10 protein-coding genes are annotated in these 13746 nt (G+C 39.3%); all 10 read right to left on the bottom strand.

Annotation, left to right across the window (positions count from 1 at the left end):
• Nucleotides 1-148: 148 nt before the first annotated feature.
• The gene (locus tag H4J61_RS14830; RefSeq protein ID WP_182185807.1) at nucleotides 149-1573 is read right to left on the bottom strand and encodes a lipopolysaccharide assembly protein LapB; all 1425 of its coding nucleotides are present in this window, start codon (nucleotides 1571-1573) and stop codon (nucleotides 149-151) included.
• A gap of 20 nt (nucleotides 1574-1593) precedes the next feature.
• Nucleotides 1594-2511: a lipoprotein NlpI gene (gene nlpI, locus H4J61_RS14825; RefSeq protein WP_182185804.1), complete on the bottom strand. Its 918-nt coding sequence runs from the start codon at nucleotides 2509-2511 to the stop codon at nucleotides 1594-1596.
• Between the two features lie 134 nt (nucleotides 2512-2645).
• Nucleotides 2646-4766: a polyribonucleotide nucleotidyltransferase gene (pnp, locus tag H4J61_RS14820; RefSeq protein WP_182137689.1), complete on the bottom strand. Its 2121-nt coding sequence runs from the start codon at nucleotides 4764-4766 to the stop codon at nucleotides 2646-2648.
• 540 nt (nucleotides 4767-5306) lie between these two features.
• A complete protein-coding gene (locus H4J61_RS14815) occupies nucleotides 5307-6224 on the bottom strand; it encodes an alpha/beta fold hydrolase (protein ID WP_259363359.1) in 918 nt (305 codons plus the stop codon).
• A gap of 534 nt (nucleotides 6225-6758) precedes the next feature.
• Nucleotides 6759-7028 carry a 30S ribosomal protein S15 gene (rpsO, locus tag H4J61_RS14810; protein ID WP_182185802.1) on the bottom strand — a complete coding sequence of 90 codons (270 nt, stop codon included), beginning with the start codon at nucleotides 7026-7028 and terminating at the stop codon, nucleotides 6759-6761.
• A 125-nt stretch (nucleotides 7029-7153) separates the two neighbouring features.
• Nucleotides 7154-8098 (bottom strand): tRNA pseudouridine(55) synthase TruB, encoded by a 945-nt coding sequence (gene truB / locus H4J61_RS14805; RefSeq protein WP_182137686.1) that lies wholly within the window; start codon nucleotides 8096-8098, stop codon nucleotides 7154-7156.
• Nucleotides 8099-8100: 2 nt separating this feature from the next.
• On the bottom strand, nucleotides 8101-8508 hold the full coding sequence (gene rbfA / locus H4J61_RS14800) for a 30S ribosome-binding factor RbfA (protein ID WP_182185793.1): 408 nt from the start codon (nucleotides 8506-8508) through the stop codon (nucleotides 8101-8103).
• A gap of 134 nt (nucleotides 8509-8642) precedes the next feature.
• Nucleotides 8643-11330 (bottom strand): translation initiation factor IF-2, encoded by a 2688-nt coding sequence (gene infB, locus H4J61_RS14795; RefSeq protein WP_182137683.1) that lies wholly within the window; start codon nucleotides 11328-11330, stop codon nucleotides 8643-8645.
• Between the two features lie 21 nt (nucleotides 11331-11351).
• Entirely contained in the window at nucleotides 11352-12848 is a 1497-nt protein-coding gene (gene nusA / locus H4J61_RS14790) for a transcription termination factor NusA (protein ID WP_182137681.1), read from the bottom strand.
• Between the two features lie 29 nt (nucleotides 12849-12877).
• On the bottom strand, nucleotides 12878-13339 hold the full coding sequence (gene rimP / locus H4J61_RS14785) for a ribosome maturation factor RimP (protein ID WP_146878039.1): 462 nt from the start codon (nucleotides 13337-13339) through the stop codon (nucleotides 12878-12880).
• Nucleotides 13340-13746 lie beyond the last annotated feature (407 nt).

Below are 13746 nucleotides of genomic sequence, written 5' to 3'. Positions count from 1 at the left end.
TCAAGTTAACTAATGAAACGAAAAACATAACCATATAGCCAATAAGTATAATGTTTAAGTTGGCTGTATTTTAAGTTGTTAAGTTGCTAAGTGTTAATTAATCAAAGTACTTAGCCTTTACTATACCTACCACCTTGGCATGATTCTCTTAATGAGCTAAATCTCGCTTCAGATTAAAATGATAATTTGGCATTAAAAAAAGCTTGGGTGCTAACTCAATAATATTTAGATATATTTCTGGAAAATACAATTCAAAATACTCCAGCTTTGTACGCGAGGCTAAGGGTTTAAACGCTTGCGTTTTACGCTGTTTATTACAAGAAGCTGTGGTAAACAGCCCTATTTCGTTTTGATATGTTACTGGTGTGGCTAACGTCCAGCCTTGCTTATACTTCGACAATATTGGTGTTGAGTGTTTAATTAAATTTCGCCATGGCACCTGAGACAGTATGCTTGCTCGCAACTTTTCACGCTGCCCTTGATAAAAATCAGGTAAAACAACCAAATTATGTGCAAAGGGGCTTTGCTGAACTTGCTGACACTTTTGATGTTGTTTTGGCAGCGGATATTCATCAACAAAGCCAATGAAATGACTAAGCTCATGAATTAAAACATCTAGGTTGTCATCCTGGTCTATATACATAATACCATGATCGACATTAGCACCACCTTGCTCAACAATAACACCAAGATAACGAGTATTAATGTCATTGCGTGTGGTCCAAACGCTGGTATTACAGCTTATATTTTCACTAACGCCATGCAGGCAATTAATGGCTTCGGCAGGAATATATTTAGGTGTTCGCAAACAAATATATTTTGCCAACTTGTGCTGCCCAAAGGCTGACATTAACTGTTGGCCATGTCGTAAACCTTTTAAGCTTGTGGCAAACAGTTGTACATCTACCGAGCAAGCTGAATTTTGTTTTATATTTTTTTTTATATTATGGTATGTATTTTGTTCTGTATTGTACTCGAGTTTTTCTTCACTCTTCGTTTGTTCTTGGCTTTCACTAAACACAGAAAACTGTTCAAGCTCATTGTACAAGCCAATATTTACACCTTGCGCTAGCCTGTTTTTATGCGCTGCAATAAAGGCTAGATCACCTTGATATAAGGCTATTTTATATAACATGGCTAGCGCATTGTCATTGCCCACAATAGGCGATAATAATGGCTTAATGTCATTATATTGTTGTTGCTTAAAATAAATATTTGCCAAGGCTATTCGCGCCGCAACATGCTGCTGACGTATTGCTACTCGATACCATAGTTCAGCTGATGTTATTTGCTTATCGCGACGATAATATTCAGCTAATTGATAAGCCGTATTGGCGTTGGAATCGCCATGGAGTTTTGCTAGGTGTAGCCATGCCTTATTATTACCTTTTGCTAACAGCTGAACTAATCGTTCATCGGTATTAATAAATAGGTCTAAGGTTTCTAATATCGATAGTTGTTGACGGGTGATCTCGGCGTTAGAAATTTTTTCGCGATAATCAGTGATTAAAAAAAATAAACTTAGCGATGTAAAGACAACTAAGCTTATTAGAATTTTTTTAATTATCATCACATTTTGTCTGTAAATGCAGATTAAGGTTCACTACTTTCTAGTGCTGTTTCGCGCATTAAGTCTAATTCAAGTTTGGCATACCTGTGCTCAACAAATTCATATACGTTGGTACTGAGCGCCAGTTTAAAAAAGTTAATAGCGGCATTAACATCACCTTGCAGTTGACTGTACTTACCTAAATAAAAATAGGCTTCACATAAGCGCTCTGTCAGTGCTTCATTTGAAGTAACATCTTCTGCCATCCGAGCAATAAAAGTACCTTGGCTCATTTCGCCTAAGTAAAGTTTAATAACATTTTTTGCCCACACCCTTTCATCTATCTGTTGCGCATAAACTACTAAGTCTTGATTGGCTTTTTGCTGATCTAATTCTACGTCCGCCAAATATTGCCACAACAGGCGATAAGGATCGTTCTGCTGGTATTGTCTAAATACCTTAAAGTCATCTGCAGCTAAATTTGGCCGGCCACCATAATATAGCGCAATGCCACGATTTAAATAAGCATATTCATGATCGGGAGCCAATTCTATCGCGGAATCAAAGGCATCGTATGCCTGATTAAACTCTCGTAACTGAGTAAAATGAATACCTAAGAAATTGTAGGCGTCTGACATATCAGGTTTTAGATTAAGCGCTTGGTTAAAATCAAAACGAGCTAAAGCACGTAAACCCACCTTGTCGTATTCAACCCCGCGCTGATAAAACAATTCTGCTCTTTGGCCATCGCTGATTTCAGCGCGTTGTAACACTTGTGTTAATCGTGCCAGCGCTATTTCATTTTTATAACTAATGGCAATGGGTTCAGCAATAATCAAGTCGCCAATAACTGATTGCTCAGGGCTTGTTGATAGGCAACCTTGAGTGAGCAATAAACCTGAAATAAGTAACACTTTAGAAAATAAAGCTTGAGAAAGTTGAGTTTTAGAAAGTAAGCGCACGAAAAGCAGTATCCTAGTAAGTATTTATACTATTGAGTATATAAAAAAGGGAGCAATTAAGCTCCCTTTTTGTGTACAAGATGTCAGGTCGGTTTTACAAACGCACCTGATATACTTGATTTATAACAAAATAATTATTCTGCTGCGTCAGTTGTAGGCGCTACAACAGGTTTTTCCATTGCTTCTTTCATGCTTAAACGTACGCGACCTTGACGGTCAACTTCTAATACTTTAACCGTTACGTCTTGGCCTTCTGTCAATACGTCGCTAACAGCGTTAACACGTTCTTCAGAGATTTGAGAAATATGTACTAAACCATCTTTACCTGGCAATACGTTAACAAACGCACCAAAATCAACGATACGTACAACTTTACCTGTGTAAATAGTACCCACTTCAATTTCAGCAGTTAATGCAGTAATACGTGCAATAGCATCTTTAGCTTGCTCGCCATCAGTCGCCGCAATTCTAACTGTACCATCGTCTTCAATTTCAATGGTCGTGCCGGTTTCTTCAGTTAACTGACGAATAGTCGCGCCACCTTTACCGATAATGTCACGAATTTTATCTTGAGGAACTTTCATGGTATGAATACGTGGAGCAAATTGAGAGATATCATCACGATGTCCGCCAATAGCTTCATCCATAACAGCTAAGATGTGATTACGCGCTGCTTTTGCTTGGTTTAAAGCAAGTTGCATGATTTCTTGCGTAATACCTTCAATTTTAATGTCCATTTGAAGTGCAGTAATACCACCGGTAGTACCCGCTACTTTAAAGTCCATATCGCCTAAGTGATCTTCATCACCTAAAATGTCAGAAAGTACAACAAAGTCATCGCCTTCTTTAACTAGGCCCATAGCAATACCAGCAACTGAAGCTTTGATTGGTACACCAGCATCCATAAGTGCTAATGAAGTACCACAAACAGAAGCCATTGAAGATGAACCGTTTGACTCAGTAATTTCAGACACTACGCGAACTGAATACGGGAATTCTTCAGCAGAAGGCATAACAGCCAACATACCGCGTTTTGCAAGACGACCATGGCCGATTTCACGACGCTTAGGAGAACCAACAAAACCTGTTTCACCAACACAGTATGGAGGGAAGTTATAATGTAGCATGAAGCTATCAGTTTTCTCACCCATAATAGTGTCAAGACGTTGTGCATCACGTTGTGTACCTAAAGTAGCAACAACTAAGGCTTGAGTTTCACCACGAGTAAACACAGCAGAGCCATGAGTACGTGGTAATACGCCTGTCATTACGTCTAGTGCGCGGATCATTTCAGGATCACGACCATCGATACGAGGCATGCCTTTTGTAATACGACCACGAACGACTGTTTTCTCTAAGTCGTGGAATAAATCTTTGGCTTCTTGCACATCAAGCGCAGGATCAGCGGCTAATAATGTTTCGATAACACCATTGCGAATTTCTTTAATTTTTTCGTAACGAACTGCTTTTTCGGTAATTTGATAAGCTTCGTTTACTTGGCTTTCAGAAAGCTCTGTAATTTTAGCAATAACATCAGCGTTCTTAACCGGTGCAACCCAATCCCATTTAGGATTGTTAACTTCTGCAGCCATTTCTTTAATAGCCGTGATAGCTGTTTGCATTTGCTCATGACCAAACATAACAGCGCCAAGCATAACTTCTTCAGAAAGCACGTCAGCTTCTGACTCAACCATTAATACGGCAGAGTCTGTACCAGAAACAACTAAGTTTAACTGAGAAGCTTCTAATTCAGATTGTAATGGGTTAAGAATGTATTTCCCGTCAGTATAACCAACGCGCGCTGCACCAACAGGTCCGCTAAAAGGCATGCCTGAAATGGCTAATGCAGCAGAAGTACCTAATAAAGCAATAATATCTGGAGAAATTTCTGGGTTAGCAGAAACTACAGTGATAACGACTTGAACTTCGTTAGTAAACCCTGCAGGGAATAGTGGACGAATTGGACGGTCAATTAAACGACAGATTAATGTTTCTTCTTCTGAAGGACGGCCTTCACGTTTAAAGAAACCACCTGGGATTTTACCAGCAGCGTAAGTACGCTCTTGATAGTTAACCGTTAATGGGAAAAAGTCTTGTCCTGGTTTTGCTTCTTTTTTACCAACAACAGAGACTAATACTGAGGTATCGTCCATGCTAGCCATAACGGCACAAGTGGCTTGACGAGCAATAACGCCCGTTTCTAGAGTTACGGTATGTTGACCGAACTCAAATGTTTTAGTAACTGGATTAAACATTTAGTTAGTTCCTTAGATATTTTTGATTTTAATCAATCTGTACAATTATTTATTCACTTAGTTAATCATTAAATATTAAGGCGTTACCGATAAGTTACGCACTAAGCTGAACAAAAAATTATACAGTTTGATTGATTAGTTTTTTACAAATACGAAATTTGCACGCACATTATACTTAACACCTATGTTTTTACTAGCCTGAAAGCATAAATGATGGGTTTAAAAGAGTAAAACCTGAAGATTTTCGCCTATATTCGCTATTTTGACAATTTGCATACATGTTATATCGGCTCAACTTCAAGATGCAGATTTGGGTAAGTTGAGCAAAAGTTACTGGCATGGCTTGAAGACAACACTAAGAATGGTAAAAGATAGTAAAGTTGAGCGCATCAGGATGGCAGAACAGAGCATAGTTGTGCTCGGTAACCTAACTGCCTCAAGTGTTATTCTAATAACTTAGCTATAAGTAAGACTAGTGTCTAAAATCACAATGCAGGCAACAACCCTTTATCAACTTACCAGTAAGAGGCTAAGTTGGCCTTAGTTAACCTGTAAAAATTTTATCACTGCCGACACTGTTGCTTGGGGATCTTCCTCATGTGGTACATGGCCTAATTTATCAAAAACAATCAATTGACTATTAGGGATTTCTTGCGCAAATTGCACGCCAAGTTTTACCGGTATTAGCTGATCTTTTTTACCCCAGAGTAAAAGTGTAGGCTGTTTTATTGTTTGAATTTTTTTTGCTAGCGGCCCGGGTAATGTTTGCTCAAAACGTGCTTTTAAAGCACTACGGTTACCTTCACGAAGAGATAGTTGATAGTATCGCTCAACTAATTCATCGCTGACCAAATCAGGATTTCCATAAACATTTTTAACACTGCGTGCTACCAAGGATTTTGGTAAAACATTATTTAATAAGAGACTTGTGACCGGATTTTTTGACAATTTAAAAGCAAGTGGCATGGATGTAGACTCGTAAGGATACCCACTGGCATCAACTAGAATCAATTTTGAGACTCTATCGGGGTGTAATACAGCTGTTGCCCAAGCAATATAACCGCCTAAAGAGTTACCAGCTAAGACACTTTTATTGATTTGCAATTTATCTAACACGGCAATAACTACTTCAGCGTAATGTTCAATTTTATAGTTGTTTTGTGGATCGGGGCCTGTCAAACCAAAAGCGGGTAAGTCAAAACGAATAACTCTACGTTGCTCTTTTAAGACCTCAACCCAACCGTCCCACGTATGCAATGACGCACTCGTGCCGTGGATTAACACAATAGGCTCTTGATCAGATGTTGGCCCTTCATCTCTGAGATGAATATTCATGCCGGCAATATTTAAAAATTGTGAGGGTTCAGCTGCCCAACGTTGACTAAGTTCTGCAACAGATCTGTCAGGCGCTTTATTTACATAGAGATAAATGGCAAGGGAAACTATTGCTATTAGCAATAGGTAGAAACTGCTCTTTAAAATTATCAACGTTTTTGACGCCTTATTTTTATTTTTATTTTTATTTTTTACCATATTAATCATTGCAGCTATCTATATCAAATTAACTAATACTGACTTTATTAATTTCGTTGTTACTCAAAAAAATCATTACTATGGGTATGACTAAAATGTATGTTCACTTATATCTAACTTCTGACTTTAACAGCTAATATCTGATTTTAACGCTAAGAATACCTGATAATTTTCAGTTTATTAGATCAACGCCATAGACGACATAGGCATTATATTTTTGCATAAACCTTAGCGGTCATAACGATAAAGTACGAGCAATTTCACTTATCTATCAGGCTTAAATTTAGATTTTATGTCCGATAATAGTTAAGTAGCTACATTATGATGCTGATCGCTATAAAAACAGCGTAGGACACAGTTTCATATCTCTCAAACTTAAGTGGGTAAATTCAAGGGATAAAAAAAGGAGCCATTAGGCTCCTTTTTATGATTTTTGCTTATTTTATAATAAAGCGCGTCTTAACGACGTATACCTAATTTACCGATTAAAGCAGTATAACGTTCAACGTTTTTGCCTTTTAAGTAATCAAGTAATTTACGACGTTGGCTTACCATGCGTAATAAACCACGACGTGAATGGTGATCATGGATGTGCTCTTTGAAGTGACCTTGTAAGTGGTTGATTTGTATAGCTAACAAAGCAACTTGTACTTCTGGAGAACCAGTATCACCTTCAGATTGTCCGTATTCTGCAACGATAGCAGCTTTTTCAGCAGCATTTAAAGACATAATATTTACCTTAATTTTTAGTGTTTAAAATCGCGTCGAGCCGAACACTAAGTCAGCAAGACGTTCTAAGAGCGCACAGTCTATCAATAACGGCTGTAATTGCAACCTAAACCTAAGGTATAAAGTTATCCAACAACAGTGATACGTTTAGGATTAACTAAACCATCATCATCAATTTCACCAACGCCAATAAACTCACCCGTATCAACATCATCGCCAATGAATACTTGTACTAGACCATTTGCCGGCGCATTTGAGCACTGTACAGGGTTACCGTGGCGTAAAAAGTTTGCTGACATATCATCAACAAAAACCGCAGGAATACCATCACAAGCGGTTGTCATCGGTAATAATAAGTCATCTAAATACACCGATGGCGGAACATCTTCAGCGACGGCTTGTGCTAACAGGGTTTCTAATGTTTTGATTGTCACCATTTTCTCTGTCGGGTAATTACCCACAGCACTGCGACGTAAATGAGCAACATGAGCACCACAGCCCAAAAGCTCGCCTAAATCGTCAATAATGGTGCGAATGTAAGTACCTTTAGAAACATGAATATCTAAATCAACTTCATCACCTTCAAAACGTAATAAGTCCAAGCGAAATACCGTAATGTCACGTGACTCTCTAGGTACTTCAATACCTTCACGAGCATATTTATATAAAGGTTGCCCTTGATACTTTAACGCTGAATACATTGATGGGATCTGTTGAGTTGTACCGCGAAATGAGTCTAATGCTATGGCTAATTGCTCAGCACTGACATCAACAGACTTTTCACTAACAACCTCACCATCCGCATCGCTAGTGGTAGTACGCACACCTAATTTAGCAGTAACTTGGTAAGTTTTATCGGTATCAAGTAAGAACTGAGAGAACTTAGTTCCTTCACCCAAACATATCGGTAACATACCAGTGGCTAATGGATCTAAAGCGCCGGTATGACCTGCTTTTTGCGCGAAATAAATGTGTTTAACTCGCTGTAGCGCATTGTTAGACGACATATCATAGGGTTTATCAAGTAATAAAACGCCGTTAATAGCACGGCCTTTTCTTTTCTTCGCCATGGTTATTCGCTCTCTGGGGCCGGGGCTTCGTCTATTTCACCTTCGTGATTCTTCACGTCTTCAGCAACCGCTTTATCAACTAGGTTACCCATGCGAACACCTTCAACCATAGAGCTATCATAAATAAATCGTAGCTCTGGCATAATGCGGGCATTAATACGCTTAGCTAACAAAGTGCGAATGTAACTTGCCGCTTCATTTAATACCTCGATTGAAACATCAACATTTTGACCTTCCAAAGTGAAGAAGGTAACAAATATTTTTGCATAAGCTAAATCACGGGTAATTTCTACCGCATTTACCGTCACCATACCTAAACGTGGATCTTTTACTTCGCGCTGAATAATCATCGCGATTTCTTTTTGAATTTCTTGTGCAACTCGATCAGTACGAGCAAATTCTCTGGCCATAAATAATTCCTACAACGTAATGAGTTAATATTAATAACAGTATACCTGCATCAATATTAAGTATTACGTATATTTTGTAAATGAAAATGGAGGCTAAGCCCCCATTTTAACTAAACCATGAAAACTAAACGCGATTAAAGTGTGCGTTTAATCTCAATCGTTTCAAATACTTCGATTTGGTCACCAACACGAACATCATTATAGTTCTTAACACCGATACCACATTCAGTAGCGTTACGAACTTCTGCTACATCATCTTTAAAGCGACGTAAAGATTCTAACTCACCTTCGTAAATAACTATGTTTTCACGCAATACACGAATCGGTGCTGAACGTTTGATAATACCTTCAGTAACCATACAACCAGCAATTGCGCCAATTTTTGGTGACTTAAATACATCACGTACTTGTGCTAAACCAATGATCTCTTGCTTAAACTCAGGAGCAAGCATACCGCTCATTGCTGCTTTAACTTCGTCGATTAAGGCGTAAATAACGCTGTAGTAACGTAAGTCAATTTTCTCAATTTCAATGACTTTACGCGCTGCTGCATCGGCACGAACATTAAAACCAATCACAATAGCGTTAGAAGCCGAAGCTAAGGTTGCATCTGTTTCAGTAATAGCACCAACGCCACTACCAATAATGCGTACTTTAACTTCATCAGTAGAAAGCTTAGTCAATGAATCTGAAATGGCTTCAAGTGAACCTTGAACATCAGATTTAAGTACTACATTAACTTCAGAAACTTCACCAGTAGCCATGCTCGCAAACATATTTTCAAGTTTAGCTTTCTGTTGACGAGCAAGTTTCACATCGCGGAACTTGCCTTGACGGAATAAAGCAACTTCACGCGCTTTCTTCTCATCTTTAACAACAGTTGCTTCATCACCTGAGATTGGAACACCACTTAAGCCAATAATTTCTACTGGAATAGATGGACCGGCAGATTGAATAGCGTTGCCGTTTTCATCACGCATAGCACGAACACGACCGTATTCTAAACCACAAAGTACGATATCACCTTGGTTCAATGTACCTTCTTGAACAAGTACTGTAGCCACTGGGCCACGGCCTTTATCAAGTTTAGACTCAACAACAACACCATTAGCCATTTTATCAACAACAGCCGTAAGTTCTAGAACTTCTGACTGTACTAATATAGCGTCAAGTAATTCGTCAATACCTAAACCAGTTTTAGCTGATACATGACAGAACTGAACGTCACCGCCCCACTCTTCAGAAAGTACGCCGTGTTGTGATAATTCACTCTTAACACGGTCAGTATCTACACCTTCTTTATCCATTTTGTTGACAGCGATGATAATTGGCGCGTCAGATGCTTTAGCATGCTGAATAGCTTCAATTGTTTGTGGCATTACACCATCATCTGCGGCAACAACAATAATAATAATATCTGTTGCTTTAGCACCACGTGAACGCATGGCTGTAAAGGCCGCGTGGCCAGGAGTATCAAGGAATGTGATCATTCCGTGCCCTGTTTCTACATGGTAAGCACCGATATGCTGGGTAATACCACCCGCTTCGCCATCAGCTACTTTAGCTTTACGAATGTAATCAAGTAATGACGTTTTACCATGGTCAACATGACCCATAATAGTCACAACAGGTGCACGTGTAATAGCTTCACCGGTATGATCACGATCTGAAAGTACCGCTTCTTCTAAGGCATTTTCTTTCACTAACACAACTTCACGACCCATTTCTTCAGCAACTAATGCTGCAGTTTCTTGGTCAATTACTTGGTTAATGGTTGCCATAGCACCCATTTTAAACATGGCTTTAACGACTTCAGCGCCTTTAACAGACATTTTGTTCGCTAACTCTGCTACCGAAATTGTTTCGCCGATGCGAACTTCGTTCAGCTTAATTTCAACTGGCTTAGTGAAACCATGCTTTAAGCTTTGAGGTGAAGATAAGCCTAACTTGCCTTTGCCTCTGGCATTACGACCACGGTTATTTCTGTCTTGGCCAGCAGGTTTTTTCTTCTTACGGCGACGACCACTTTCATCTGCCGAGTCACTTTTGTCTTCAGCTTCTTGCGCGTATTTAGAAGAAGTTAAATGCACTACTTCTTTTTCTTTCGCTTTACGCTCTGCTTCTTGCTCTTTCCAACGTGATTCGTTTTCTTCAGCAAGTTTACGTGCTACTTCTGCAGACAAGCGGGCTTCTTCTTCAACTTTAGCGGCTAATTCAGCATCTTGCTGTAAGCGTAATTTTTTCGCTTCTTCAGTTTCAGCTACCACTGGTGCTGGTTTAGCAGCCGACTCTTCAATATTCTTTGCTTTCACTACAGCAGCTTGCTTAGCTTTAGCGTCTGCTTCAACTTTTGCTTCGGCTTTAGCTTCTGCCTGCACTTCTGCTTTTACTGCCGCTACTGCAAGCGCGTTTACTACTTCTTTAGCATCAGCTTCTGCTTTAGCTTTCAAGTCGACTTCTGCTTGAATGCGTGCTTCTTCAGCCGCTTTCGAATCAACTTCAGCTTGTTGTTGCTCTTCTAAATCGCTACGTTTTACGTAGGTACGTTTTTTACGTACTTCTACTTGAACCGACTTAGCTTTACTGCCGTGACCTAACACCAAAGTAGACTTTTGCTTACGGCTAAGGGTCATTTTGCTTGGGTTAGCGGTTGAGTCATCACCATGTTGCTTTTTCAAGTGGTCAAGTAATGCTTCTTTTTCTTCTTGCGAAACAGAATCAGTTGCCGATTTATTCACGCCAGAGTCAGCCAATTGGCTAACTAAACGCTCCACCGGTGTACCGATCTCTGTGGCAAGTTGTTCTACTGTTACGTTTGCCATCTATATAATTCTCCCGGTGAGTTATTCTTCGTTAAACCAACAAATATTACGTGCAGCCATAATTAGCTCGCCCGCTTTGGTTTCATCTAATTCTTCAATGTCTGATATTTCATCAACACCTTGTTCAGCAAGATGTTCTAATGTTGTAATACCACGACTCGCTAATACAAACGCTAAATGACGTTCTAAACCGGCAAGATTTAATAAATCTTCTGCTGGCTCTGAACCTTCAAGTGTTTCTTCACTGGCTAATGCTTGCGTAGTAATTGCTGCTTTTGCACGTTCGCGCAATTCTTCAACCATGTCTTCATCCATGCCGTCAATATCAAGCATTTCAGCAACAGGTACGTAAGCAATTTCTTCTAACGATGTGAAGCCTTCTTCTACTAACATCAAGGCAAAGTCTTCATCAAGGTCTAGCTTGTCAATAAATAGCGTTAATACTTTATCGTTTTCAGCTTGGTGCTTTTCGTTCATGTCTGCAACGGTCATGACGTTTAGTTCCCAGCCTGTTAATTGGCTAGCTAAACGTATATTTTGACCACTTCGACCAATCGCCATGGCTAAGTTGCCTTCTTCAACAGCGATATCCATGGTATTTTTGTCTTCGTCAACAATGATAGAGGCAACTTCTGCCGGTGCCATTGCATTGATAACATATTGTGCCGGGTTGTCATCATATAAAACGATATCAACACGTTCACCGCCTAACTCACTTGAAACGGCTTGTACGCGTGAACCACGCATACCAACACAAGCACCCACTGGATCGATGCGTTTGTCGTTACTTTTTACAGAAATTTTTGCACGAGAACCTGGGTCGCGAGCTGCGCCTTTGATCTCAAGCATTTCTTCGCCAATTTCTGGTACTTCAACACGGAAAAGTTCAATTAACATTTCTGGTTTTGTACGGCTCACAAATAACTGCGCACCACGTGCTTCTGGTTTAATTTCATAAAGTAAACCACGAACACGATCGCCTGGACGGAAACTTTCACGCGGTAACATGTCATCGCGGTAAATAATCGCTTCTGCATTATTTCCTAAGTCTAAAATAACACTGTCACGGCTGGCTTTTTTCACCACACCTGTGATAATTTCGCCAATTTGCTCTTGGTAAGCATCAACAATAAGACCACGTTCTGCTTCACGTATTTTTTGTACAATAACTTGTTTTGCCGTTTGCGTTGTTACACGGTCAAACTTAACAGATTCGATTTGATCTTCAACATAATCACCAACGTTTAATTCTGGTTCATCATATTGTGCTGCTGCCAAACTAATTTCAGCATACGGGTTTTCCATTGGTGTATCGCTTTCTTCAACGATTAACCAACGACGAAAAGTATCAAATTCACCCGTTGTACGGTCTATACTGACACGAACTAAAATGTCGCCTTCGTATTTCTTTTTTGTCGCTGTTTCTAAAGCGGTTTCCATCGCTTCAAAAATGCTTTCTCGTGGTAATGCCTTTTCATTAGAAACAGCATCTACAACCAGTAATATTTCTTTACTCATGCTAGTTAGCCTTTCTCAGTATTTTAAATTTATTTACGATGGTTATAAACAAGGTGAGCCTTATCTATGTTACTGATAACAAGTTCATATTCTTCGTTATCAACCATGACAATTAAACTGTCGTTTTCAACAGTAACTAATTTACCTTTGAATTTCCGACGGCCATTCAATGGCATTGAAATTTTTACTTCTACCGTTTCATCAACAACCGCTTCGAAGTGCGCTTTATCAAAAAGCGGGCGATCAAGCCCGGGTGATGAAACTTCTAAGCTATATTCACTACTGATTGGGTCTTCTACGTCTAGCATAGCCCCTACTTGACGACTGACTTCAGCACAGTCATCAACATCGATACCATTTTCATGGTCGATAAATATTCGTAAAACCGAGTGGTTACCCGCGCTATGAAATTCAACGCCTAATAACTCCTTACCCGTTTCTTCAACGGCAGGACGTAACATTGCGGTGAGTTTGTGTTCAAATTTAGCCAATCATTTTCTCCAATTTGGAAGAGTCCAGAAACAAAAAAAGGGCATAAAGCCCAGCGATATACCTTGCTGCTATTGCACCTTTTCACATAGTTAAGATACAAAAAAGCCCCATTACGCGGGGCTTATTCACTGAACCCACGATGTAAACCAAGCAATAACTCTCTTGGTTCTGTATAACAATATCTTAGAAGTTTTACCTAATTGCGATAAAAATCTATTCAGTGAAATATTGCTACATTCAAGCTGCGCGTATTATATAGAATAGCTATTTTGATAGCAAGTTAATTTTCTTAAACACTATAAGGCTAAAGTAGTAAGCTAAGCGCGCCCTAGCGAAAAAAATTACTACAAACTTCACCGAGATGAGTATAATAATTATTGCGGCATAATCAGATAGTTAGTAAATT

The organism is Colwellia sp. MB3u-4 (assembly GCF_014077065.1).
Classification (GTDB): Bacteria; Pseudomonadota; Gammaproteobacteria; order Enterobacterales; family Alteromonadaceae; genus Cognaticolwellia.
Note: the sequence above shows the minus strand (reverse complement) of the source record. Positions and strands in the feature narration are given on the sequence as shown.

What these genes read in the sequence shown, in the direction of transcription:
- pnp (WP_182137689.1), bottom strand. Translation starts at nt 4,766, where the DNA reads ATGTTTAATCCAGTTACTAAAACATTTGAGTTCGGTCAACATACCGTA.
- rpsO (WP_182185802.1), bottom strand. Translation starts at nt 7,028, where the DNA reads ATGTCTTTAAATGCTGCTGAAAAAGCTGCTATCGTTGCAGAATACGGA.
- truB (WP_182137686.1), bottom strand. Translation starts at nt 8,098, where the DNA reads ATGGCGAAGAAAAGAAAAGGCCGTGCTATTAACGGCGTTTTATTACTT.
- rbfA (WP_182185793.1), bottom strand. Translation starts at nt 8,508, where the DNA reads ATGGCCAGAGAATTTGCTCGTACTGATCGAGTTGCACAAGAAATTCAA.
- infB (WP_182137683.1), bottom strand. Translation starts at nt 11,330, where the DNA reads ATGGCAAACGTAACAGTAGAACAACTTGCCACAGAGATCGGTACACCG.
- nusA (WP_182137681.1), bottom strand. Translation starts at nt 12,848, where the DNA reads ATGAGTAAAGAAATATTACTGGTTGTAGATGCTGTTTCTAATGAAAAG.